The sequence below is a fragment of the Streptomyces sp. NPDC017676 genome, assembly GCF_044329325.1.
Classification (GTDB): domain Bacteria; phylum Actinomycetota; class Actinomycetes; order Streptomycetales; family Streptomycetaceae; genus Streptomyces.
Genome location: NZ_JBIRJA010000010.1, coordinates 79,398 through 103,540 on the forward strand (window position 1 = coordinate 79,398; position 24,143 = coordinate 103,540).

At 73.5% G+C, this 24,143-nt stretch carries 19 protein-coding genes; 9 read left to right on the top strand and 10 right to left on the bottom strand.

The genetic code is table 11. From position 1 onward, the window contains the following. Positions 1 to 220: 220 nt before the first annotated feature. The 3 genes from ACH4LD_RS22695 to ACH4LD_RS22705 form a co-directional block, all read right to left on the bottom strand. On the bottom strand, positions 221 to 1,816 hold the full coding sequence (locus ACH4LD_RS22695) for a hypothetical protein (RefSeq protein WP_398058741.1): 1,596 nt from the start codon (positions 1,814 to 1,816) through the stop codon (positions 221 to 223). Beyond that, positions 1,791 to 2,555 carry a hypothetical protein gene (locus ACH4LD_RS22700; RefSeq protein WP_398058740.1) on the bottom strand — a complete coding sequence of 255 codons (765 nt, stop codon included), beginning with the start codon at positions 2,553 to 2,555 and terminating at the stop codon, positions 1,791 to 1,793. The genes ACH4LD_RS22695 and ACH4LD_RS22700 overlap by 26 nt, the downstream gene beginning before the upstream one ends. A gap of 65 nt (positions 2,556 to 2,620) precedes the next feature. After that, complete coding sequence (locus tag ACH4LD_RS22705) at positions 2,621 to 3,307, bottom strand: hypothetical protein (RefSeq protein WP_398058739.1); 687 nt, start codon at positions 3,305 to 3,307, stop codon at positions 2,621 to 2,623. Between the two features lie 238 nt (positions 3,308 to 3,545). On the opposite strand from ACH4LD_RS22705, the gene ACH4LD_RS22710 reads away from it, so the two are divergent. Continuing rightward, a complete protein-coding gene (locus tag ACH4LD_RS22710; protein WP_398058738.1) occupies positions 3,546 to 4,223 on the top strand; it encodes a 4Fe-4S single cluster domain-containing protein in 678 nt (225 codons plus the stop codon). Here the strand turns inward: ACH4LD_RS22710 and ACH4LD_RS22715 are convergent. Next, a complete protein-coding gene (locus ACH4LD_RS22715) occupies positions 4,198 to 5,382 on the bottom strand; it encodes a macro domain-containing protein (protein ID WP_398058737.1) in 1,185 nt (394 codons plus the stop codon). The genes ACH4LD_RS22710 and ACH4LD_RS22715 overlap by 26 nt on opposite strands. A 167-nt stretch (positions 5,383 to 5,549) precedes the next feature. Between ACH4LD_RS22715 and ACH4LD_RS22720 the strand changes: the two genes are divergently transcribed. The 4 genes from ACH4LD_RS22720 (at position 5,550) to ACH4LD_RS22735 (ending at position 12,536) form a co-directional block, all read left to right on the top strand. Beyond that, positions 5,550 to 8,249, top strand: coding sequence for a serine/threonine protein kinase (locus ACH4LD_RS22720; RefSeq protein ID WP_398058736.1), 2,700 nt, complete (start codon positions 5,550 to 5,552; stop codon positions 8,247 to 8,249). Continuing rightward, positions 8,246 to 9,871 carry a hypothetical protein gene (locus tag ACH4LD_RS22725; RefSeq protein WP_398058735.1) on the top strand — a complete coding sequence of 542 codons (1,626 nt, stop codon included), beginning with the start codon at positions 8,246 to 8,248 and terminating at the stop codon, positions 9,869 to 9,871. Before ACH4LD_RS22720 ends, ACH4LD_RS22725 begins: the two co-directional genes overlap by 4 nt. 102 nt (positions 9,872 to 9,973) lie before the next feature. After that, positions 9,974 to 11,986: an AAA family ATPase gene (locus tag ACH4LD_RS22730; RefSeq protein ID WP_398058734.1), complete on the top strand. Its 2,013-nt coding sequence runs from the start codon at positions 9,974 to 9,976 to the stop codon at positions 11,984 to 11,986. Then, on the top strand, positions 11,961 to 12,536 hold the full coding sequence (locus tag ACH4LD_RS22735; RefSeq protein WP_398058733.1) for an FHA domain-containing protein: 576 nt from the start codon (positions 11,961 to 11,963) through the stop codon (positions 12,534 to 12,536). The genes ACH4LD_RS22730 and ACH4LD_RS22735 overlap by 26 nt, the downstream gene beginning before the upstream one ends. A gap of 213 nt (positions 12,537 to 12,749) precedes the next feature. On the opposite strand, the gene ACH4LD_RS22740 is transcribed toward ACH4LD_RS22735, so the two are convergent. From ACH4LD_RS22740 to ACH4LD_RS22765, 6 genes are all read right to left on the bottom strand, one after another. Further along, positions 12,750 to 13,418, bottom strand: coding sequence for a hypothetical protein (locus ACH4LD_RS22740; protein WP_398058732.1), 669 nt, complete (start codon positions 13,416 to 13,418; stop codon positions 12,750 to 12,752). Positions 13,419 to 13,637: 219 nt separating this feature from the next. Then, a complete protein-coding gene (locus ACH4LD_RS22745; protein ID WP_398058731.1) occupies positions 13,638 to 14,702 on the bottom strand; it encodes a biotin/lipoate A/B protein ligase family protein in 1,065 nt (354 codons plus the stop codon). Between the two features lie 285 nt (positions 14,703 to 14,987). After that, on the bottom strand, positions 14,988 to 15,242 hold the full coding sequence (locus ACH4LD_RS22750) for an acyl carrier protein (RefSeq protein ID WP_398058730.1): 255 nt from the start codon (positions 15,240 to 15,242) through the stop codon (positions 14,988 to 14,990). 14 nt (positions 15,243 to 15,256) lie between these two features. Beyond that, positions 15,257 to 16,462, bottom strand: a complete 1,206-nt coding sequence (locus ACH4LD_RS22755; protein WP_398058729.1) for a ketosynthase chain-length factor — start codon at positions 16,460 to 16,462, stop codon at positions 15,257 to 15,259. Further along, on the bottom strand, positions 16,459 to 17,727 hold the full coding sequence (locus ACH4LD_RS22760; protein ID WP_132782805.1) for a beta-ketoacyl-[acyl-carrier-protein] synthase family protein: 1,269 nt from the start codon (positions 17,725 to 17,727) through the stop codon (positions 16,459 to 16,461). The genes ACH4LD_RS22755 and ACH4LD_RS22760 overlap by 4 nt, the downstream gene beginning before the upstream one ends. 314 nt (positions 17,728 to 18,041) lie before the next feature. Further along, positions 18,042 to 19,346: an amidohydrolase family protein gene (locus ACH4LD_RS22765; protein ID WP_132782804.1), complete on the bottom strand. Its 1,305-nt coding sequence runs from the start codon at positions 19,344 to 19,346 to the stop codon at positions 18,042 to 18,044. Between the two features lie 316 nt (positions 19,347 to 19,662). Here ACH4LD_RS22765 and ACH4LD_RS22770 point away from each other — a divergent pair, with 316 nt between their 5' ends. Genes ACH4LD_RS22770 through ACH4LD_RS22785 form a run of 4 tightly spaced genes read left to right on the top strand, consistent with a single transcriptional unit; the run spans position 19,663 to position 24,140 of the window. Beyond that, positions 19,663 to 20,715: a methyltransferase gene (locus ACH4LD_RS22770; RefSeq protein WP_398058728.1), complete on the top strand. Its 1,053-nt coding sequence runs from the start codon at positions 19,663 to 19,665 to the stop codon at positions 20,713 to 20,715. Between the two features lie 54 nt (positions 20,716 to 20,769). Continuing rightward, positions 20,770 to 22,440, top strand: coding sequence for a cytochrome P450 (locus ACH4LD_RS22775; RefSeq protein ID WP_398058726.1), 1,671 nt, complete (start codon positions 20,770 to 20,772; stop codon positions 22,438 to 22,440). Further along, positions 22,434 to 22,754: a hypothetical protein gene (locus ACH4LD_RS22780; RefSeq protein ID WP_398058725.1), complete on the top strand. Its 321-nt coding sequence runs from the start codon at positions 22,434 to 22,436 to the stop codon at positions 22,752 to 22,754. Before ACH4LD_RS22775 ends, ACH4LD_RS22780 begins: the two co-directional genes overlap by 7 nt. Before the next feature lie 60 nt (positions 22,755 to 22,814). Further along, positions 22,815 to 24,140 carry an alpha/beta hydrolase gene (locus ACH4LD_RS22785; RefSeq protein WP_398058724.1) on the top strand — a complete coding sequence of 442 codons (1,326 nt, stop codon included), beginning with the start codon at positions 22,815 to 22,817 and terminating at the stop codon, positions 24,138 to 24,140. The last annotated feature ends 3 nt before the right edge of the window (positions 24,141 to 24,143 follow it).

Here is a 24,143-nt window from a genome sequence, read left to right on the forward strand (position 1 = left end):
GGGCCGGGGGATTGAGCGCGGGAGGATTGAGCGCCGGGGGACTGAGCGCGGGAGGATTGAGGGCCGGGGGACTGAGCGCCGAGGGACTGAGGGCCGGAGGACTGAGCGCCGGGGGACTGAGGGCCGGAGGACCGAGCGCCGGGGACACGCGGCTGCCCCGGTCCCCTCGCGGGGGCCGGGGCAGTGCCGGATCCGGTGGTCCGGAGACGTCGGCCGTCCTTCACCGGTCCCGTAGCGGTGCCGGCAGCAGCGGCCAGTTCCGGGACAGGCGCATCGCCGACTCGGTGACGGCGGGATCCTTGGAGGCCGTCATCACCCCGTCCAGGTATTCGTGGGCGGCGGCCTCGTAGAGCTGGCGGGCCGCGGCGATCCGCTCGTTGGCGGCCTCCCTGCGATGCTCCTGCCGGTCCTCGGCCGTCTGCTGCGCGGCCCGGGCCCGCTCGGTGGCGGCGGCGCTCCGCTCGCGCCGCTGCTGGAGCTCCGCACGCCGTTCGACCGCCGTGCGGTAGGCGTCGAGGAACGGGTGTTCCCGGAACAGGCCGAGCAGGAAGCCGACCCCGCCGGAGAGCAGCAGCAGCGCGCAGAACAGCCAGGTCACCGTCTGGGTCGACAGGTGCAGCCGGTCCACCAGGGTCGAGGTGTCGGCGGACGAGCCGCCGAGCCCGCGGAAACCCGCGGTGTCCTTGCCGGTGGCCGCCGGGGCGTTGTGCTGCATCACGAACTTGGCGCGCAGCGTGCCGAGCACCCAGGTCAGCCCGCCCCACACGCCGAGCAGCGACAGGGCGGGAAGCCAGCCGCCGCGCGGCGATCCGGTCGCCGAGCGCCACCGCAGCATGTGTCCCGCCAGGTGCGGCAGAATCAGCATGATGACGGCGGAGGACACCGCGAGCGTGCCGGAGAGCGCGTCCCCGCCGGTGCTGCCGACCCCGTGGAAGGGCTGGTAGGCGACCCAGTAGACCGGCACTTCGACGGCCATGATGACGCCCAGCAGGGCCAGGGTCAGCCACCGGGGGAGGCCGGGGCGGGTCTGGAGGCCCTCCCAGCCCTCGCCCGACGCGATGCCGGCCTCCCGCCGTGCGGCGCGGAACTCCTCGCGCAGCGCGGTGGGCGAGAGGTCGTCCGCGGGGGCGCCCGCCGTGGACACCGACTGCCAGTCGTCTCCCGGCTCGGCGCTCTCGTCCTTGCCGGCCGCCGGCCCGGGCTCGTCCGGCGTGGTGTCCGGGTCCGTGGTGCGGGCGGCCGGGTGCCCGGCGGCGTCCGGGAAGCGGGCGAGCAGCCAGCGTTCCTCGACGCGTTCGCGCAGCCGGTCCCGGAAGCGGAGCCAACGGGAGGACCTGAGGGCGAGCAGGTCGAGCTGGCCGCGGGCCGCCTCGATGTCCCGGTCGGCCTCCCCCAGCCGCTCGTCCAGGAGGCGGGTCTCCTCCTCGCCCGCGGTCACGGCGGTGGCCGCGCGGGCGTCCTGGAGCCGCGCCGCCTCCTCCCACAGACGCAGGTCCTCCTCGATCCGGTGGATCACGGTGTCCCGTACGGAGGCCAGCTCCGCGAAGTACGGCAACCGGTCACCGCTGTTGAGCACCCACGGGTCCAGCGTCCCTTTCCGGCCGGCCTGCCTGCCCCGCTTGCGGGCCGTGCCGAGCAGTCCGCTCTCGGCCTTGTCGTCGAGGACCAGGGGCCGCCGGCCGGCGAACCCGCCGGGTGCGGGGCCGGGCCGGGGCCGGGTGGTCTGCTGTGTGCTCCGTCCGGGGAACGGGACGTAGCGGGTGAGCCGCCGACGGCGCGGCTCGGGTGTGTCAGCGCTTGTACTGGGTGTCGACATGTGCCTTGGCCCTCCCTTCGAGCGCTTCCACCCAGAAGGACTCGAAGTCGTCGGCCTCGCTGGGTTTCGCCGAGTACTGCATGCCGAGCCCGACCGGGAAGACGTCCATGCCCTCGATGCCGGGCAGACCCCGCTCCTTGACGAGCGAGTCGATGACCTTGGCCCGCTTCGCCTTGGTGGTGAGGTCCTGGCGGTACAGGGAGAACTCCGGGTCGGCCTGGGCGAAGTCGCTCACGACGAGCAGCTTCGGCGCCTTGCCGTCGTCGGGTACGGCCTCCCCGATGCGGGCCAGCGCCCCCCACACGTCCGAACCGTTCTGCGCACGGGCGCACTTGAGCTCGGCGAGCGCCGCGACGGCGGCGTCCCGCTGGGCGTTGGCCCGCTGGACCTTCTGGTCGGTGTTGGCGTCGTGCGGCGGGTCGAGGTCCACCTGGCCCTGCCGGCAGGAGGAGCTGCGCGAGGACCGGGTGATGGGCGCGAAGTCCACGGTGCCGCACTTCTGCTCGGTGAGGAACTCGATGAGGCTGTCCTTGAGTTTGGCCTCCGAGTCGAATCCCTGCTTGACCGCGGCGGCCGACCCCGAGCCGTCGACGACCACCCCGCACGGAGTGGTGAGGGCTTCCTCCTGCTTGGTGCAGGAGACGAGGGCGGAGAGCGCGCACACCAGCGGGACGACGACGGCGAGCCGGGCGGCGGCGCGGACGGGGGACCGGTGGGCGGTCCGGACCGGGTGACGCACGATCACTTCCTTGGCCTTCCTGGGAGCGGGGGACGGGGAGCGGTCGGCAGGCGGGAGACGGACGGTCATCGGCCGCGGACCCCGCTCGTGGCGTCGCCGCCGCGCGCCGCCTGGTGGTCGAGGATGTGCAGCGCCTGCGCGACGGCCGACGGATCGGTGTCGCGCCGGGAGTCTTCCGGGGCGTACCAACGGTCGTTGAGCAGACCGTCGTCCAGGTGGGCCCAGGTGCGGTCCAGGGTGATCTCCCCGGGCAGCCAGCCCGTGGGCCGTGGCCCGTCGACATGGCCGTCGCGTTGGCCGCGGGTCCAGGCGCCGTCCCAGTAGCAGGCGATCAACTGGTTCGCCTCGTCGACGAGTTGCTGGGCCTGCTGGCGGCACACGGAAGCGGCGGAGCGCCACTCGCCGACCATCTGCCCGAACCGGGCGAGCGCGGCGGGCGCCGGTTCCCCGCGCACCGTGTACTGGGTCACGACCCGCACCGACTCGGCCTGGACGCGGATGTGCAGCGCGCGGTGCGCCGCGAGGGTGCGGGAGCGCAGCCGTGCGGTGCCGCGCCGCACCTGGGCCCGCAGGCCCAGGATGTAGGGCGGCAGGCCGTCGTCGTCGGCCGGTGTGCGGCCGGCCGACGCGTCCGCCAGGAATTCCCGGAGCCCGGCCGCGTCCCGGCGGCCGTGGAACCGGGCGCGTGCCGAGGAGAGCCGCCCCGCTTTCAGCCGTCGAACCCGGACATTTATTCGAGCTTTGTTGATCATTTTCGAAGAGCCCCCATTCGTCGCGGACGGTCCGGGTGGGAAGGCGCCGCGATGGGGAGAGAGTAGCGGAGCAAAACCCCTAGCGGGACACGTGATTTGAGAGGAACCGATCATTCTTTGCGGTGCTCCGGAAAACAACCGGTTCTCGCCCGGCGGAGAGCCGGATCGAGGCCTTCCGGCAATTGCGGGGGCCCCTCGGCGCACTGGATACTCCAAGCCGGTGCGAGGAGGAGATGCCGTGGAATTGCGCCTCGACGGGACGCACTACCCACTGGAAACCCTGGGCCCCGGGAAACGGCTCGGCGTCTGGTTCCAGGGCTGCTCCCTGGCCTGCGCCGGATGCATGTCCCGGCACACCTGGGACCCGGCGGCGGGCACGCCGGCCACGGTCTCCGAGGTGCTCGCGCTGTGGCGGCGGGCCCTCGCCGACGGGGCCGACGGCCTCACGGTCAGCGGCGGTGAGCCCTTGCAGCAGGCGGCGGCGCTCGCCGAACTCCTGGCGGGTGCGGCACGCCTGCGGGACGGTGCCCGGCGCCGCGAGGGGAGCGCCGGGCACCGCCCCGCCGACCTGCTGGTGTACACGGGGTACGAGCCCGCGGAGCTGACACCCGGGCGGCGCGCCGCCCTTGAGGGCGCGGACGCCGTGATCACCGGCCGTTTCCGGGTGGCGGAGCCCACCCGGCTCGCCTGGCGCGGCTCGGCCAACCAGCGGATCGCCCCGCTGACACCGCTCGGCGCCACCCGCTACGGCCCGTACCTGGCCCGGGAGGCACCGGGCCCACGCCTCCAGGTCACCTCGGGCGCGGACGGCGAGCTACGGCTCTACGGTGTCCCGCTGCGCGGTGAACTCACAGCGCTGGAGCGTCGGTTGGGGCAGGGCGGGGTGGCCCTCACGGAGCGGAGCTGGCGGCCGTGAGCAGCCGGGCGTGGCGCTCCTCGGGCGTGACCAGCAGCACCGACCAGGACGGGTCCCGGCGCAGCTCGGCACGTATGGCGTCGAGCAGCCGGCGGGCCACGGTCTCCACGGGCAGGCCACCCCGGCCGGCACCCAGCAGCGGGAAACAGATCGAGGACATCGGCAGGGAGAGGAACTCGCTCTCGTGGCGGGCCAGTTCGAAGGACGTACGCACCGCCTCGCCGAGCACGGCGGGGGACACGTGATAGCGGTCGCCGTCGCCGACCGGGGTGGCGATCGCCGCGTGGTGGATGCGCCGTACCCCGTGGGCGGCCAGGGCGCCCGACGACGTGGCGACGACCGTGCCCGGCCGTACGGGCATGCCCGCCCGGCCGTGCGTCCGCTGCCACACGCGCAGTTCGCGGGAGAGGACGTCGTCCACGATCTCGCCCGAGGCGTCCCGGAGGGCGGCGGCCCGGCGCAGGGCACCGGACACCGTGGGGCGGAAGGTCTTGGACATCTCCAGGTACGTGTTCTCCGAGGAGACCAGGACGTCCACGTCCCGCACCTCCTCGATCGGGCACACCCGGACGGTGATGCGGCCCGCCGGGGGCACCGGTACGGTGGCGGCCGGCCGGGCACCCGGGCGCCGGGGCGGCAGCCCGGCGGCGGGCGGGACCGCGTGCGCCGGCGGAATGGCCGGTGTCGACACCGCCGACTCACCTACCACGACGACCTGTTGGCCCGGTGTCTCACCGATGCCCGCCTCCCGGGCGACCGCCAGGACCGCCGTCGCGAGTTCGGCGATGACGTCGTGCTCCTGGCTCTTGCGGAACCGCTCGGTGGTCACGCCGTAGACAGCCGCCGCGGCCTTGCGCCGGTCGGTGCCGGGAACCCCGCGCCGCGCGGCGAAGATCCCGAAGGAATGGGCGGCGGCCCGGGCCAGTGGATCGCACGAGTCGTCGTCCCGCACCGGATGCCCGCCGGCCAGCCGCCGTACCGCCGCGCCCAGCAGCTCCTCGATGCCGGTCTGTTCGTCGTCCGGCCCGGCGCACAGGCCGGCCGCGACCGCGGCCTCGCGCAGGGCGTCCCTGGTGCAGTGGCGCAACCCGGGCAGGCCGCGGCGTCTGAGTTCCCTGAGTTCTGCGACGAGATTCCCGTGCGGGGGCAGGGGCTGCATGATGCGCATCGTAGCCCTGGCCGGGGATTCCCTGAAGATCCGGGAAAGCGGCCGCCACCTGGCGGGAATCGCGTTATCTTCATCGTCCCGCGGCCCGCGCGTCGGGCCGGTTCGCTCCGCATTGTGGCCCCCCGGTTCACCCCGCGCGTTCCCCGGAAGGCCGGAAGATGACGACCACTCCGCCCACCCGTTTCGTCGATCCCGCGGACGGGGGTTTCACCAATGCCCGGGTCATCGAGACACGTCCGGTCGGCGCCGATGTACCGCCCGAACTGGCCGACCGTTTTCTGCTCGTCGCCGTACTCGCCGAGGCGCGCCGGCCCGCCGAGGCCGTCGTCCTGCGCGTACGTGACCTGACGGCCCGTCATGGACCTGCGGAGATACCCCTCGTCCTCAAGTGGTACCACCGGCTGCACGCCCCGGATCCGAACGTGGAACGGGAGTTGCGGGACCTGGCCGAGCCCCCGACTCCCCATCTGGAGCGGCTCCTTGAGACCGGCGCCGCGCACGGACACCCCTGGCACCTGTACTGGTCGCACGGCGAGGAGACCCTGGAGAAGTACCACGAGGACCACCCCGACGGGCTGCCGCCCGAGGCCGTCCGCGCCGTGGTGGGCCAGCTCCACGGTGCCGTCGCCGCCCTGCACGAGCGGGGCGTCGTCCACCGGGACGTCACCCCGGACAACATCATGGTGCAGACCCGCCGCGCCGACACGGTCGACCTCGTCCTCGTCGACTTCGGCGCCGCCGCCCACCGGCCCGAGGAGGCGCTGGAACCCCGGACCGACTGGCGTGGCAAACCCCTCTACCTCGCACCCGAGGCCGGACTGCTCCGGCAGACCGTCTCCGAAGCGGGCGACTGGTGGTCGCTCGGCATGGTCGTCGCCCAGCTGGCCCTCGGCAGACACCCCATCGGGTTCCGCCGGGACGAGGACGTGCTCGCGGAGATCGCCACGCACGACCCCGATGTCAGCGGCATCACCGACCGCAGGACCCGCCTGCTCTGCGAGGGACTGCTCACCCGGGCGCCCGAACAGCGCTGGCAGGCGGACGAGGTGCGGGACTGGCTCGACGGCCGGGACCCCGACGTCGCCCCGCGCACCGACGGGCGGATCTTCCCCGACGACCCCACCCGCCCCGCCGTCGACCCCTTCCCGTTCATGGGCCAGGAGTTCACCGGGACCGACCACCTCGCCGTCCACCTGGACCAGAACCACGTCTCGGCGGCGCGCATGCTGGCCGACGACGGCGACCGGGCGCGACTGGTCGCGTGGCTGGGCCAGTTCGAGACCGTCGGCGGCCGCAGCCCCGAGGAACTGGGCCGGCTCGCCGACCTGCGGCGGGAACTGGCCCAGCCCCCGTCCGTCGCGGGCGTCGTACGGCTCCTCAACTGGCTCGGCCCCGGCCTGGACGTCACCTGGCACGGAGCCGCCCTGGACGCGCAGAGCATGCGCCGGCTGTGCCAGGGCGCCCGGGACGGGCACGCCGACGCGGTCGCGCTGCTGCGGCACCTGGCGCGGCACCCGGAGGTGCTGACCGGACTCGCCCAGCGGCCGGGCGGCGACGGACTGGACGAGACGGACCGCGCCTGGCGGGTCCTGCGCGCCCGCTGGGAGCCCACCGTCCGGGAGCTGAGGCGCGACCGCCGGGACCGGGCGGCCCTGAGGCGCACCGTGGCCGTGGACGCCTGGCTGCTGCAGCTGGCGCGCGAACCGGAACGCACCAGGAGCCGGCTCACCGGCCAACTCGTGCGACTGCGCGCCGAGTTCCCCGAACGGGTGCCGTGGTTCGACGCGCTGCTGTCCGCTCAGGACGACGACCTGCGCCTGGTCGCCGCCCTCCTGCTCGGCGGCCGCGCGCGGGAGGACGCGCAGGAACTCAGGCACAGGCGCGTCGTCGAGGAGCACGAGCGCCTGCTCGCCGCCGACCAGGACGGCCTGCGCACCGTACTGCGCCGGCTGGACCGCCTGCCCACCCTGGGCTGGGCGCTGCTCGGCGCGACCGCCGTCACCGCGCCCTGGAGCTTCGCCATCGGTCTCGCGGACGTGCTGGGCCGCGCCTCCCAGGAGGCGGTCGTCACGGCCTGGCTGGAGGCGCTGCCCGCCGCCGCGTTCGTCTTCGTGGTGGAGCTGTGGACCGCCGTGTACATCGGCCCGCCCTTCTACCACCCCGGCCGGTCGCTCGCGGGCCTGCTGATCCGCAGCGCGGACCGACCCGCCAGGCTGGCCCGCACCCGGACCGGGCGCTACGCCGCGGCCGCGCTGCTCGTCCTCGCCGCCGTCCTCGCGTTCTACGCCATCGCCGTCGCGCCCTGGCTGTGGCCGCTCGCCTCGGCCGCCGCTGTCGCCGTGTGGAGCGTCCGCCGCGGCTGGGCCTGGCGCCGCCTGCGCCGCGACCACCGGGGCCGGCGGACGGCCCGCCGCCGGGGTCTCGACCGGCGCCCCGGCCGGCGAGCCGGCGGCCGAGCCGGCTGGACCTGGCGGCAGGTGCCGCGGATGGTGCGCCGGGATGTGGCGGACGGGTGGCGCCGGGTGCGGCAGGCGGTCGGCCGGGGCGTGGGGGACCGGTGGCGCCGGATGGTTCGGCGGGTCGCCGGGGGCCGGTCCTGGAAGGTGGTCCGCCGGGTCGCCGGGAACCGGTTGCGGGGCGTGTGGCAGGGGACGCGCCGGAACGCCGGCGACCGGGGGTCCGGGGCGCCACCGGCGGTGCGCCCGGGTGCCGGCGGCCGGTGGCGGCGATGGCGTGAACACCGGGCACGGCGGGTGGCCGGCCCGGGCGGCGGTGGCCGGAGCCGGTGGCGCCGGGCGCGGCAGCCGGCCCGCCGGCGGTCCGGGACGACGACCGATACGACAGGAGAGCAGGCATGAGTTCGGGTCTGGGCATCCCCACGATCCAGACGGTGGCACCCGCCGTGCACTTCGCACCGCCCCCGCCGCCCCTCGACCCGCAGGCGCTGCCGCACACCGGCATGCTGCACCTGCACGACGCGGCGGGACAGGCCTCCGCCCACCTCGCCGACGCGGCCGGGCACGCGGTCCACCAGGCCGCGGACGCCGCGCTCCAGGTGCTCGGCTCGCTCAGCGGTGTCCTGCTCGCCGGGCGGGCCGCCCTGCTCGGCACCCGGCTCCTCGCCGCCGCGGCGGTGCGGGCCGCGGAGGAACAGCGCTGCCTGGAGCGGCAGCAGCGACTGGCGGCCACGGCCGCCGAGCAGTGGGAGGCCGCCGCGTTCGCCGCCGTCCGGGTCAACGCCCGCAGGCGCGCACTGCTGTCCCGGGTGGCGCGGGCCGCGGCGCACGGCGGCCCGCCCGGACCCCCGCCCCGGCCCGACGTGCCACCGCCTCTCACGCCCGTCGGGGAGCGACTGGGCGAACTGCGGCGGGACATGGCCCGGGCCGAGGAGGCCCTGAGCCGCGCGGAGGACCTCCAGGCCGCGTGGGAACAGCAACGGCTCGCCGCCCTGCTGCGACTGGACGAGGAGCGGGACGACGACTGGCAGCGCGCCCTGCACGAGAGCCGTCAGCGCACCCTGCGGCGGTTCTCCACCGAGCGCACCGCCGACGCCGAGGCACGGCAACTGCCCCGGCAGAGCACCGCCCGGCGCGGCACCGCCGCGCTCGACCCCGGGGAGGTCCGCCGCACCGGGGCGGAGATCCTCGGCGAGCTGGACCCGTACGCCGACGCCAAGGCCGCCGAACTCGCCGCGGGCGCCGTCCGGGAGGCCGTGCGCCGGGCCGCCGACGACCCCCGCCGGACCCGCATGCACCTCACGGAGGCACGCAAGTTCGTGCGGGACGCCAACAAGCAGGCACAGGAGACGCGGGAGGCCCAGGAGAAGGCCGCCCTGCACTACGACTTCCTCGTGTACGAGACCCCCGAGGGCGCCGAGGACCTGGCCCCCGCCCCGGACGCAGTCGCGCTGCTGCGCCGGACCCTGGAGGAGGGGACCGCGCTGACCCCGGCCGAACAGGAGCTGGTCCGGCGCCGGGTGGAGGAGCGGCTGCACGCCCTGGAGGCGATGTACGTCCGCCGGCAGTGCGCCGGCGCCGTCGCGGAGCTGGCCCGGAGGTTCGGCGGCCGGGCCGGGGCGGGCCGGCCCGAGGGCCAGGAGATCCGCCTCGACTGGACGCCGGACGGCTGGGAGCCCGGGCACTGGCTCAGGGCGACCCTGGTCGACGGCTGCCTGCGCGTGGCGACCATGTACCGGGGCACGCCGGGGGAGCGGACACCCGAACAGCGCGCCCTGGACGACGCCCGCTGCGCCGAGGCCCAGGAGCGGTTCGCCGAGTTCGAGGAGATCGTCGGAGCGCTGGGCCTGGACCTGGAGTTGAAGATCGAACACACCGAAGGGGCCGTGCCGGGTGTCCTGGGGGAGGACGCCTGGGTGCTCGACGAACTGATCGAGGAGGTCGACCGCGCGGCCGGCACCCACCGGGACGTGCCCCGGGACGCTCCCCGGCACCGCACCGTCGACGGCGACGGCCGCCGCTGAGACCGCACGGACGCCGCTCGCCGCCGAGAAGGCCGGGCGCGCGCCACTGAGACCACCTGAGGCCGGCGCGCGGCCCGGAACAGCGCGCATCGGGGAGGAACGATGGACCTGTCCAAGGAAGACCGACTCCCGCCCTTCGTGGAGGAGCTGACCGGAACCCTCGGGGTGCACGCGCAGTACGTCCTGCACGGCAACATCCGTGATCTGCACCTGGTGCGCCGGCGCGGCCGGGACCGGTTCCACTCGCTGCACGACGTGCTCTGGAACCCGCTGCGGGAGAAGGGCTACGAGGCGCTGGTGCTGTGCGACCAGGTGAGCGGCTTCCGCGTGGCGCAGGTCGGTGAGGGCGAGGTCCGCGCGGTCGTGGAGGAACTGCTCCAGGGACCGCAGGAGTTCCCCGGTCAGACGGCGGCGCACCGTCAGGCGGTGCTGGAGCAGTTGCGGAACATCACGAGCGGGTGGGCGCGGCAGCGGGAGGAGATGGTGCGCGACGGCCGCCGGCTGCGGCCGCTGCGCGTCGCCCTGGTGATCGACCACGCCTCCCGCCTGCTCAGCGACCCGTCCCGAGTCACCCCCGACGAACGGGACTTCTTCCTCGCCTGCCTCAAACTCGCCCACGAGGCCGAGCCGTTGCCGCCCCGTGTCGGCACCGGCGTCGTACCGAAGGGGCCGGGGCTGTTCAACCCCGTCGTCTGGCTCGCCGAGGGGGAGCGGGACGTGCCCGCGTGGCTGGTCTCCGGCAGCGAGCGGATCCGCGCCGTCGCCGTACCGGAGCCGGACGCGGACGAGCGCACCACCATGGCCCGCCTCCTGCATGAGCGCTACGAGCGGTACCCCGGACACGGGGCACGCGACGGCGGTGCCACCACGGGCGGTACGGACGCCGAGGAGACGGCGCGGGCGGTCGGCGCGTTCGCCCGGGCGGCCTCCGGACTGAGCCTGCGGGCCATGGAGGAGAGCGTGAAGCTCGCCCGCTCCCGCGGCCTGCCGTTCGCCGCCATGCCGGACGCCGTACGGATCTACCGGCTCGGGGTGGAGAAGAACCCCTGGAGCCGCGACGAGATCCGGCAGCGCATCCTGCGCGGCGAGGACCCCCGCAACGAGCGGTCCATCCCCAGCCGCGTCCTGGGGCAGGAGGCCGCCGTGGCGATGACCCTGGACATCCTCAAGCGCGCCGCGCTCGGACTGTCAGGGGCACAGGCCACCAGTCCCGGACACCGGCCGCGCGGTGTGCTGTTCTTCGCCGGCCCGACCGGAACCGGCAAGACGGAACTGGCGAAGGCCGTGGCCTCCGTCCTCTTCGACAGCGACCAGGCATATCTCCGCTTCGACATGAGCGAGTTCTCCGCCGCGCACTCCGCCGACCGGCTCGTCGGCGCGCCCCCGGGCTACGTCGGCTACGAGGCGGGCGGCGAGCTGACCTCCGCCGTACGGGAGAACCCCTTCCGGGTCATCCTCTTCGACGAGATCGAGAAGGCCGACAAGGGCATCCTGGACAAGTTCCTCCAGGTGCTGGAGGACGGCAGGCTCACCGACGGGCAGGGCGTCACCACCTACTTCAGCGAGTGCGTGCTCATCTTCACCTCCAACCTCGGCGTGCAGCGCACGGACCCGGAGACCGGTGAACGCGAGTGGATCGTGGAACCCGGCACGCCGTACAAGGAGTTGGAGGCCACCGTCCGGGACAACGTCAAGAAGCACTTCGAACAGGTCATCGGCCGGCCGGAGCTGATGAACCGGATCGGCGGCAACGTCGTCGTCTTCGACTTCATCTCCGACGAGGTCGCCGAGCAGATCTTCGACCTCCAGGTCCGCAACATCCAGCGCCAGCTCGCCCAGGGCCACCAACTCGTCCTGCGGATCGAGGACACGGCCCGGCGCCGACTCCTCGACCACTGCACCCGGGACAAGTGGAACGGCGGCCGCGGCATCGGCATGGTCCTGGAGACCCATCTCATCAACCCGCTCGCCCGGGAACTGTTCGCCGCCTCCGACCTCGGACCGGGCACCACGGTCGTGGTGACGGACGTACGGGAGACCGACAGCGGCCGGGTGGACACGACCGTCGTGCTGAAGAAGGGGGACGCCGGTGGCGGAGGTGCACGACTGGGATGACGACGACGAGTGGGAGGTGGGCGCCGGCGTCGCCTCCCCGGTGGCCGCCCCCCGCCCCACCCCGCCGCGCACCGGTGAGCGGTGCCCGGGGTGCCGCAGGGTCGTCCCCGCCGGTACGGCGGTGTGCCCCGTGTGCCTGTCCCCGCTCGGCGCGCCCGGCTGGGAGAGCGGTGCGGGTCCCCGGCCGGAGCGGCTGGCGGGCGGTGTGCTCCGGCTCGTCTTCCGCGCCGGCGGCCGGCACCTCGACGTGCCGCGCGGCGGGGAACTCCGGCTGGGGCGCAGCAGCAGCTGGGCGCCCGAGGCGGCGGCGATCCTGGCCGACGAGGAGACGGTCTCGGCCCGGCACGCCACCGTCGTGCACACCGCGGACGGGGCGGCGTGGGTGACCGAGGTCGCGCGGGGCGCCACCAACGGCACGCGCGTCAACGACCGCGTCCTGGTACCGGACCGGGCCGTCCGCCTGCGCAACGGCGACCGCGTCGAACTCGGCCCCCGGGTCGGCTTCGTGGTCCGCGGCGTCGAGAACGAGCCCACGGACCCGCCGACCTGACCACCGGCGTACGGTCCACGGGCCCGGGCTCCGCCTCGACACCGGCGCACGGGCTCGGCGGACCACGGGCGCACGGCGCGCGGGCTCACGCTCGCCCGCCGGCGCACCGCGCACGGGCTCGGCCTCGGGCCAGGACTCGACCACCGGCGCACCGCGCACGGGCTCGGCCCCCACCACCGGCCACCGGCCGGGCCGTTCCGGACGGCGTGCGGATCAGCCCCGGTCGGCGCCCAGCGCGGCCACCGCGGACTTCGCCCCCTTGATGGCACCCTTGTTGATCTCGTCCGTACCGGGGGCCTTCTTGCTCTCGAAGTCGCTTCCGTTGTAGGTGACGACGACGAGGGCGTTGGCGGCGCGGACCAGCACCACGCCCTCACGGGTCTGCTGGCCGTCCTCCGTGGTGAGGTTCACGACGGAGTAGGCGCTGTCCCCGAGCCCGGGGACGACCCCGCCGCCGCTCTTCTCGGCGACCCGCTGCTCGTACTCCTTCTTCGCCTGCTGGTCCGACTCGCTGATCTCGAAGGACACGTCGAGCCAGCGGTAGTCGTAGCCCTGGAGCGCGTTCCAGGAGCAGGTGCGGCGCAGTGCGGTGTCCGTGGACGGGATCTCCTTGCCGGCCGTCTTCGCCCCGGGAACCAGGGACTTGACGGTGCCGGCGGGCACGGCGGAGCAGGGGGCGGGCGCGGTGGTGTACGTCTTCGCCGCCGCGGTGGACGACGGCGCGGCGGCGGAGGACCCGGCGGGCGTCTTCTGGGCCGTCTGGTGCCCGGCGGAGGCCGACGGCGCGGCAGGGCCGGACGACAGCGCCCAGCCGGCGCAGGCGAGCACCGCGACCGGCGTCAGGCGCGCGGTGAGAGCGAGCGGCAGAGGAAGGGAACGCACGGCGCACTTCTCGTGGGGGAGGGGGTGCGGAAGGGGTCCGCATGGTGGACGGGGACGACAGTGTCACACGACTCCCGGTGGGGCGGAAGTGCCAACTCGCTGCGTACCCGCCCGATCACGGCCGCGCGTTCATGACGTACTGCTCTGCCCGTTATGCCCCCAGGCCGGCACGCGGAGACCACGAGTCGCCGACGGCCGCCGGCACGGCACGGGGTGCGGCTACGGCACTCGCGCCGTCCACTCCGGCGACGAGAACTTGGTGCGCGCCAGTTCCTCGGCCCGCGCCAGCTCCTCGTCGGTGACCTTGCCCTGCGCCAGGCCGTAGCGCGCGCGGAAGGAGGCGATCATCCGGTCGATGACGGCCTCGCGCGCCAGCCCCGTCTGCCGCCGCAGCGGGTCGACCCGCTTCTTCGCGCTCCTCGTCCCCTTGTCGGACAGCTTCTCCCGCCCGATCCGCAGCACCTCGACCATCTTGTCCGCGTCGATGTCGTACGACATCGTCACGTGGTGCAGTACGGCACCCGGGCCGCCGCCGGGGCCGACGATCCGCTTCTGCGCCGCGCCCGCGATCTTGCCCTGGTCGGTCGCGATGTCGTTCAGCGGCTGGTACCAGGCCCGGATGCCCATGTCGCCGAGGGCGCCCAGCACCCAGTCGTCCAGATAGGCGTAGCTGTCCTGGAAGGACAGGCCCTGCACGAGGGACTCGGGCACCGACAGCGAGTAGGTGATCGTGTTGCCGGGCTCCACGAACATCGCGCCGCCGCCGGAGATCCGCCGCACGACCTCGATGCCGTGCCGGGCGGCACCCTCCGGGTCCACCTCGTTGCGCAGCGACTGGAAGCTGCCGATGATCACCGCCGGGGCGCTCCACTCCCACACCCGCAGCGTCGGCGGCCGCCGGCCCGCGGCCACCTCGGCGGTCAGCACCTCGTCCAGCGCCATGTGCAGGGCGGGCGACTGCGGGGCCTCGTGGATCAGCTGCCAGTCGTAGTCCGTCCAGTCCGTCGCGTGCGCGAGCGCGCGGCGGACCGCCGTGCCGACGCCCTCCGACGTCAGCCCGTACATCACCGTCCCCGCCGGCAGCGCCGCCTCGATCCGCGCGGCCAGCCCCGCCGCGTCCGTGTCCACCGGGGCCCCCTCCAGCGCGCGGTTCACCGCCTCCAGCGCCTCGTCCGGCTCCAGGAAGAAGTCACCCGCCACACGGACGTGCCGCAGCACGCCGTCCTCCACGTCCACGTCCACGACGACGAGCTTGCCGCCGGGCACCTTGTACTCACCGTGCACTGCCTGGGCCTCCGTTCCTCCCGCACGAGACCAACGCGGGGGCCGGCCGCGGTGTTCCCCCGGGCGCCGGTCACGTCCGTACGGTCAGCCGGGAGAGGCGGCCGGCCACGAGACGGACCGGCGACCGGCAGGAGCGTCCGCCGGCCGCCGGGCCGGGAGGGCGCGGGGCCCGGCCCGCCGGCCCCGGACGGAACGAAGCCGCCGGTCCCTGTCGTCCGGCCGGGGCCCGCTGTGCGGTCGCGCTGGGGGAGCCGGCAACCGGCGACGACGCTGGGGGCCCCGCGCCTAGGCGGCGATGCGGTCGTTGACCAGGCGGAGCAGTTCACCGAGGGTGACCACCTCGGTGATCTGCTCGTCCGGCACGACCACCCCGTGCTCCACCTTGAGCCGGGTCGCCGTCTCGATGAGCGCCAGCGAGTCGTAGCCGAGGTCGTCCAGCGGGATGTCGGCGAGGTCGTCGGGCACCTCGGTGAACTCCCCGCCGCCGGCGCAGGAGACGAGGATGCCGTGCAGTTCGTCGATGGTCATCGGTTCGGGCATGGTCGGATTCCGTTCTAGGCGAGGTGGATGACGACGGCGGCGTTGAACCCCCAGCGGCCCCGGGCCAGGACCAGCGCGGTCTCGACCGCCGCCGGGCGGGGCTCACCGACGACGAGGTCGAGGCCGTAGTCGTCGGGCGGCGAAACGGCCCCGGAGGTCGGTGGGATCACCCCCTCCCGGATGCTCATCAGGGCCGCGACGACATCGAGGACCCCGCCGCCGGAGAAGAGCCTGCCGGTCAGGGACTTGGGTGCGGTGACGGGAACGCCGCCGGCCCCGAAGAGGTCCCGCAGGGCCTCCGCCTCGGCCCGGTCCAGCGTCGGCAGGCCCGCCGCGTCGGCGAACACGACGTCCACCGCGTCCGGGCCGATCCCGGCGTCCGCCAGGGCGAGCCGCGCGGCCCGGCCGAGGCCCGGTGGGCGTCCGGTGCCGGGGGCCGGGTCGAACGTGGCCGCGTGGCCCGCGATCTCGCCGTAGACACGGGCCCCTCGGGCGCGGGCCGCCGCCGGGTCCTCCAGGACGCAGATCGCGCCGCCCTCGCCGGGCACGTAACCGGCCGCGTGCCGGTCGAACGGCCGGTACGCGGTGGCCGGGTCGGGGTCGAGGCTGACCCGCCCGCCCGCCAGGTGCGAGGCCCAGCCCCACGGGTCGAAGGCGGAGTCGACCCCGCCGCACACCACGAGCGGCACACCGGTGCGGACCACCCGCCGGGCCTGTCCCAGCGCGTCGAGCCCGCCCGCCTGTTCGGCGACCAGCGCGATGGACGGGCCGCGCATCTTGTGCCTGATGGAGATCTGGCCGGTGTTCACCGCGTAGAACCAGGCGAACGACTCGTACACGCTGACGTGTTCCGGCCCGAGGCTCCAGAGCTTCCTGAACTCCCGGTGGGTGAAGTCGAACCCCCCGGAGGCGTTGGCCGTGACGACGCCCATGTCGTAGTCCCTCAGGGCGGACGTGTCCACTCCCGCGTCCTCGATGGCGTCCTGGGCGGCGATCAGCGCCAGGCGGGTGGAGACATCGGTCTGCGCCATCAGTGTGCTGGGCAGGTGCTGCGCCGGGTCCAGCCCGTCCACCAGGCCGGCCAGCCGCGCCGGATAGCCGGAGGTGTCGAACCGGTCCAGCTCCCTGATGCCGGTGCGGCCGGACAGGGTCGCCGCCCAGAACTCCTTGAGGCCGACACCGTTCGGTGCGACCACACCCACACCGGTGATCACGGTCATGACGCCTCCCGGTCCGGCCGGGTCAGGACCATCGCGCTCTGGAAACCGCCGAAGCCGCTGCCGACCGTCAGCACGGTGTCGGTGCGGTGCTCGCGGGCCACGTTCGGCACGTAGTCCAGGTCGCACAGCGGATCGCTCACGTGCAGGTTCGCCGTCGGCGGCACCGTGTGGTGCGCCATCGCCAGCAGCGAGGCCGCGATCTCGACCGAGCCGACGGCGCCGAGCGAGTGCCCCACCATCGACTTGATCGAGCTGATCGGCGTCTTGTACGCGTACTCGCCGAGGCTCCGCTTGAACGCCGCCGTCTCGTGCCGGTCGTTCTGCTTCGTCCCCGAGCCGTGCGCGTTGATGTAGTCCACCTCGGACGGGTGCACCCGCGCCTGGCCGAGCGCGGCGCGGATCGCCTCCGCCATCTCCCGGCCGTCGGCCTTGAGGCCGGTCATGTGGTAGGCGTTGCAGCGGGTGGCGAAGCCGCCGACCTCCGCGTACGCCCGTGCGCCGCGCCGCCGGGCGGCGGTCAGCTCCTCCAGTACGAAGAAGGCCGCGCCCTCCGCGAGCACGAAGCCGTTGCGGGTGCCGTCGAACGGCTTGGACGCGTGGGCGGGGTCGTCGTTGTAGGTGGTGGTCGCCTTGATCGCGTCGAAACAGGCGACCACGATCGGGGTGATGGGGGTGTCGGTGGCCCCCGCGATCATGACGTCGGCGCTGCCCTCGCGGATCAGCGAGACGGCGTGCCCGACGGAGTCGAGCCCGGAGGTGCAGCCGTCCGAGACCATCGTGACCGGCCCCTCGGCGCCGAACGCCCAGGCGATCTCGGCCGGCATGATGCTCGGCACCATGTGGTCGAACATGTGCGGCGAGAGGTGGTCGGGCGACATCTCCCAGCTCCTGCCCGCGTCGGACAGCACCAGGTACTCCTGCTCCAGGCTGGTCGCCGCGGCGACCGCGCTGCCCAGGCTGACCCCCGTCCGGTACGGCGACAGCGCGTCCAGGTCGATGCCGCTGTCGGCAACCGCCTCTCGGGCGGCGACCACCGCGAGCTGCGTGGCCCGGTCCATCCGCCGTACCTCACGGGGGGTGAGCCCCTCCTGCGCCGCGTCGAAGTCCACCTCGGCCGCGACCTGGGACCGGTAGGGCGAGGGATCGAAGAACGAAATACGGCGGGTCGCCGTACGGCCGGAGGACAGCAAATCCCAGAAGGCGCCCTTGCCTCGTGATCCCGGTGCCCGCACTCCCATCCCGGTGATGACGACTCGACGATTCATGAGGTGCCACCGGGCACGTTTATGCCGTTCATTTGCGTGGCCTCCGCGCTGTGATGTGGTCTCCGTACGAATTCGCGTCGCTCCGAAAGATAAAGTTCGCAGCTCAACGCTCGCTCAATCCGTGCTCTAAAGCAGGGAGCCGTGGAATGCGCCGGGTGAGACGGGTTCCGGGCACGAGGAATCCGGCCGTGGCCGCACCTCGGGTGCGCGCCCTCGCCACCCGGGTGACGCCGGTCGGGTCACCCGGGCCCGCGGCCCGGCGAGGGCGGCACCAAGAGTCCGCGGGGGCCGGCGGGACGCGCTCCGCGAGAGCGTCAGGAGGTGACGGCCTCGCCGCCGGTGACGTACTCCGCCGCCGCCCGGGCCTGCGCGCGCACGGCCGCCAGGTCGTGGTGGAGCAGGACGCCGTTGCGCTTCACGGCCCGGCCGGCCACCAGCACCGTGTCGACGTTGCCGGGGTGCGCGGAGCTGACCACCGCGCCGATCGGGTCGTGCGCGCCGGCCAGGTTCACGTCGTCGGCCCGCAGCAGCACGATGTCCGCCTGCTTGCCGACCCGTAGCGAACCGACCTCGTCGCCGAGGCCGAGCGCCCGGGCCCCGTCCAGGGTGGCGATCCGGAGCAGATCCGCCGGGGTCAGGTGCGGACCCGGCGTCAGGTAGCTGGTCAGCAGGCCGGCGCGGATGACGGAGAAGAAGTCGCCGCCCACCGTGGTGACGACGTCCACGCCCAGGCCGGTGGTCGTACCGGCCGCACGCAGCCGGCCGATCAGCGGGCCGCCGTGGCCCAGCCGGGCCTCCACCGCCGGGGTGATGGAGACGGCGCCGCCGGAGTCCGCGATCATCGCCAGTTCGTCGTCGGCCAGCGAGTTGCCGTGCACGTAGAGGGTGTCCTCGCGCAGCAGCCCGTTGTCGCGCAGCAGCTCGATCGGCCGCTCGTTGACCGGTCCGCTGGCCACGTGCGTGACGATCGGCAGGCCCAGTTCGTCGGCGAGCTTCCAGTCCGCCTCGACCGCGTCCAGCTTCTGGTTCGACGGGCCGAGCGAGGCCGCCGCCATGCGCAGCAGCGTCTCGCCGGGCCGGATGAGCTCACGGGCCCGGCGGACCTCGGCCTGGTACTGCGGGGTGAGGAGGTAACCGAAGACGGCGCGGACGCCGGCCGCGCGCAGACCGTCCAGCGCGGCCTCGGCGTAGTCGAGATCGAAGCCGGGCACGAAGCCGTCGGGCTTGATGCGGTCGGCACGGGCGTAGGCGAAGTCCTGCACGGTGGTGACGCCCGAGTCGACGCACTCCAAGGCGCCGATCAGGTTGGCCACCCGCACGTCCTCGGGCCGGAACCGGGGACCGATCTGCTGGCGCACCAGCTGGAAGTACTCGGGCAGGTCCACGTCGACCGCGATGGAGCGCAGCACGGCCTGCCAGACGTGGCGGTGGGTGTCCACGAAACCGGGCAGCACGATCCGGTCGGTGGCGTCGATGACGGTCGCCCCCTCGGGGGCGGACAGGTGCGGGCCGACCGCGGCGATGCGGCCGTCCTCGATCAGCAGGTCCCAGCCGGGATGGGCGACCGGCTCGGGCTCCGTGTCGATCACGAGCCCGTTGCGCAGCAGTACGGATTCCACGGCACGCCTCCAGCGCACGAGAAAATGTTTTCCCGGAATCTATAACGGAATTATTGAGGCGGGGCAAGGTCGAATACCCACGCGCCGACTGGTTAGCCATAATTGAGCCCCGCTTTAACGGACTGATCCACCATGTGACCGATGTGGCGAGGGTCGATTTTCCGGATGCGTGGACCGACCTCTTTCCAGCCGGGCGACAATTACCCGTCGCGCGGCCTTCGGAATTCCTGGCCGTTGTTTCCGGCCGTCGCGTTCCCGGGCCCGCTCGCCGTCATGTCCCGTTCCGGCAGAACCGAGTGGCCGAAGAGGAAAACAGATGCCCGTCATCAGGAGCACACCGTCCGCCGCGGCCGGTGACCAGGGTCCCTCGCCCGTCACCGCACTGCGTGATCTGTCGCTCGCCTCCGCCGCGCCGGCGGCGCTGCGGGCCGCCGTCCGGATCGGGGTCGCCGACGCGCTCGGCGACACCCCCGTGCCGGTCGGCGACCTCGCGGCGGCACTGAAGGTCGACACCGCGGTGCTGCTGCGCCTGCTGCGCAACCTGCGCTGCTACGGCGTCTTCGACGAGACCGCCGACGGCATCGTGCACACGGCCACCTCCCGGCTGCTGCGCGAGGACGACCCGCAGCGGCTGAAGTACTGGGTCCAGTGGGTCACCGAGCCGTGGGTGTGGGAGCTGTGGCCCGACCTGGAGGCGGCGGTGCGCGACGGCCGGGGTCACTTCGAGGACCGCTACGGCGAGGAGTTCTTCGCCCACCTGCACAGCCGGTGGCAGGAGTCCACCGAGATCTTCAACAAGTCGCAGACGGAGCTGTCCAGGCTGACCTCCGCGGCCATCGCCGAGTCGCTGGACCTGAGCGAGGTGAAGACCTTCGCCGACGTCGGCGGCGGGCGCGGTTTCACGCTCGCGGAGCTGCTGGAGGCGAACCCGCACCTGCACGGCACACTCGTCGACCTGCCGGCCGCGGTCGCCCACCCCGATCCGCGGCTGCGCCCCGGAGGCGCGCTCGCCGGACGCTCCAGTGTGGTGGCCGGCGACTGCCTGCGGGAGATCCCGGTGGAGGCGGACGTCTACCAGTTCAAGAGCATCCTCGAATGGGACGACGAGCGGACCGTGACCGCGCTGCGCAACGCCCGGCGGGCGGGCCGGCCCGGCAGCCGCGTCCTCGTCGTCACCAACCTCGTCGACGACAGCCCGGAGATCCGCTATGCCACCGGCATCGACCTGCTGTTCCTGCTCAACACCAACGGCAGGCGGCACACCCGGGAGGGCGTGGCCGGACTCGTGGACCGGGCCGGACTGCGGCTGGAGGGCATCGCCCCGGTGGGCCGGCTCCTGCACGTGGTCGAGACGTCCGTCCCCGAGTGACCCGCGCGGCGCGAGCGACCAGATCCGACCCCTCCCACCGATCGAGGTGCCACGATGACCACTGACATCGCCCGGCCGGACGCCACGGCCGAGCACACCGCCGACGAGGCGTTCGCCGAGCTGCTGTTCTCCCCCGAGGGACTCGCGGACCCGTTCTCCCGGTACCACCGACTGCGTGAGGCCGCGCCGGTCCACCGCACCTCGATGGGCACCTGGGTGCTGACCCGCTACGACGACGTGGACGAGTTCCTGCGCAGCAAGCTGGTCAACAAGGACATCCAGGTCTACATGGCCGGACGGTTCAGCGGCGACTGGGAACAGCACCAGGCGCTGCGCAAGCTCGCCGCCAACATGCTGTGGACCAACCCGCCCGAGCACACCCGGCTGCGCCGGATCGCCAACCGGGCGTTCACCGAGAAGCGGGTGAACGAGCACCGGGCCTTCATAGAGCGCAGGTTCGACGAGCTGATCGAGCCGCTCGCCGCGGCGGGCGGCGGCGACATCTGCAACGACGTCTGCTTCCCGCTCGCCCTCAGCGTCGTGGCGAACCTCATCGGAGTCCCGCAGGAGGAGGCCCCGCTGCTGCGCGACAAGATCCGTGACTTCCAGCGCACCTTCGAGCCGGGCATGACCGCCACCGAGCTGCGCAAGGCCGACGAGGCGGCGAAGTTCCTGGACGACTACTTCGCCGACCACGTCCGCGGCAAGCAGCGCCGGCCGGGCGACGACCTGGTCTCGGCACTGATCGACACCGAGGACGAGGGTGAACGGCTCGGTTTCGACGAGCTCGTGCAGATGTGCCACATGATCATCGCCGCGGGCAGCGAGACCACCACCTTCTTCATGACCAACGGCATCCGGCTCTTCGCCGAGCACCCGGACCAGGCGGACCTGGTGCGCGCGGACCCGTCGCTCCTCGACCGGGCGCGGGAGGAGGTGCTGCGCTACATGCCGTCGGCGCACATGATCCCCCGGACGACGACCGCGCCGGTGCGGGTCGGCGGCGTGGAGATCCCGGCCGGCGCGCGGGTCATGGTGTGGATCGCGGCGGCCAACCGCGACCCGGAGCGCTATCCGGACCCGGACAGGTTCGACATCCTGCGTGAGGGGCAGCCCGCGCCGCTGGCCTACGGGCTGGGCACGCACTTCTGCCTCGGCTGGCGGCTGGCGAACCTCCAGGCGCAGGTCGTCTTCTCGTCGCTGCTCACCCGCTTCTCCCGGCTGGAGATCACCGAACCGCTGCGCCACCGGGCGCGGGTCGCCTTCCCGCAGCTGGAGTCGCTGCGGATCCGGTTCCACGAGCACCCGGCGGAGCGTCCCGCGCCGTCCGGCTCGACCGTGCGGTTCCTGTCGGAGGAGTACCTGGCGGAGCTGGAGGCGCTGGCTCCGGCCAAGCAGCCGGAGATACCGCACGTGAACGTCCGGGTGCAGTTCCACGTCACGGACACGCCCGAGGGCCAGGTCGACTACCACCTGCTGATCCGACGGGGCGTCATCGTCAAGGCCGGCCGCGGGGTGATCGGCGACAGCGACCTGGCGATCACCGGGACCTACCGCGACCTGGTCGACTTCCAGGCCGGGGAGCTGCACGCCGCTACCGCCTTCGTCACCGGGCAGTTCCGGGTGACCGGCGACAAGGCGAAGCTGCTGGAGCTGATGCTGGTGCTCCAGTCCGGCTACTACCACCAGTTCGTGGCCGACCTGTGGGCGAAGACGTCATGGTGACGCACACGCTCGTCTTCCACTTCAGCGACGAGATGTCCGAAGCGGACCGCGCGCGGTTCTTCCGGGAGGGCTCCGCGCTGGTCCTCGCCTCCGGGTTCGCGGACTCCTACCGGCACTGGCCGCACGTGCCGCTGCACGACGACGTCGGTGCCGAGGTCGCCCCGGTCTTCGTCCCCTCCGCGATGGCCCGGATCACCTGCCGCGACCTCGGCACGATGCGCGAACTCTTCGCCCACCCGCCACTGCTGGAGTTCGTCCGCCACTGGCAGTCCAGGTTCCCCTACCAGGCGGTCTCGGTGAACACCGAGGAGTAGGCCCCGTCGTCGAACTCCCGTCGTGCCGTCCGTCCCCCTCACCCACCGGAGCGTCAGACCATGCCGGTCAATCCTCATGCCCTGGGCAACCGCGATCCCCGCTTCGCCGATCAGCGCTGGCTGCTGGATCTGGCCATCGAGCAGTTCGGGCCGGAATGGGACCAGGACCGCCTGCACTACCTGTCGGCTCCGGTCAGCGCCGATCACAAGGGCGCGATCCTGGGGCTGGGGCGCTCGATCCGCAAACTGGACGACTTCACCCGTGAGATGGTCAACCTCGCCCGGCACTTCGAACTCCGCGGTGCGGCGCAGCGGCGGGCCGGGCACACCGCCTCCGCGAGCGACGACCACTTCGCGGCCGCCGTCCTCTACGGCGGCGCCCAGTGGCCGATCTTCGCCAACACCGAGCTCAACGTCGTACTGGAACAGAAGAAGACCGACTGCTACACCGCCTACGCCGCCGGCGCGGACCACCTCGTGGAACCCGTCGAGGTGCCGTACGAGGGCCGGACGCTGGCCGGCTGGTTCCACCTGCCCCCGGGGCACAGGGACACCACCGGCCCGCTGCCGTGCGTGGTGCTGCTCTCCGGGATGGACGGCTTCAAGGAGATGAACGTCTTCGCGAGCGCCGACCGCCATCTGCGCCGCGGCATGGCCGTGCTCACCCTGGACGGTCCCGGCCAGGGCACGTCCCTGGTCCGGGAGATCTGGTACGACCCCGACCGCTACGGACAGGTCGGCACCGCGGCCTACGAGGCGGTCGCGGCCCGCCCGGAGGTCGACCCGGAGCGGGTCATGCTCTGCGGGGTGAGCCAGGGGTCGTTCTGGGTCACCCAGATGGCCGCGGCCGAGCCCCGGTACGCCGCCTGCGCCACGCTGTTCACCTGTTTCGACCCCGGCAACGCCGTCATGTTCGGCTCCGCCTCGCCGACCTTCCGCCAGCGCTTCATGTACATGACCGGCACGTCCGGTGTCGAGGAGCTGGAGGCCAAGGTCGCCACCATGACCGTCGCCGGGCTCAGCAAGCAGATCCACATGCCCTACCTGGCGGTCATGGGCGAGGACGACCCGCTGTGCGACCCCGCGGACACCTACCGGCACCTCAACGACGTGCCCGGCCCCAAGGAACTGCTGTTCTACGTCGGCGAGCACCACGCCCCGGTCACCCGCACCGCGGGCCGCCTCGGCCCCGCCGTCTTCGTCGCCGTCGCCGACTGGCTCGCCGAACGGGCGGCGGGAGAACCGCTCACGTCCCGGCACACCACCGTCGACGCCCGCGGCCGCTCCCACACCGAACCGTGGGGCGGCGAGCGGCACTACACCTACGGTGCCCCCCTCGACCCGCGCACCCTGCTCGGGGACGGCCCCGGCACCGGCCTGTCCTGACCC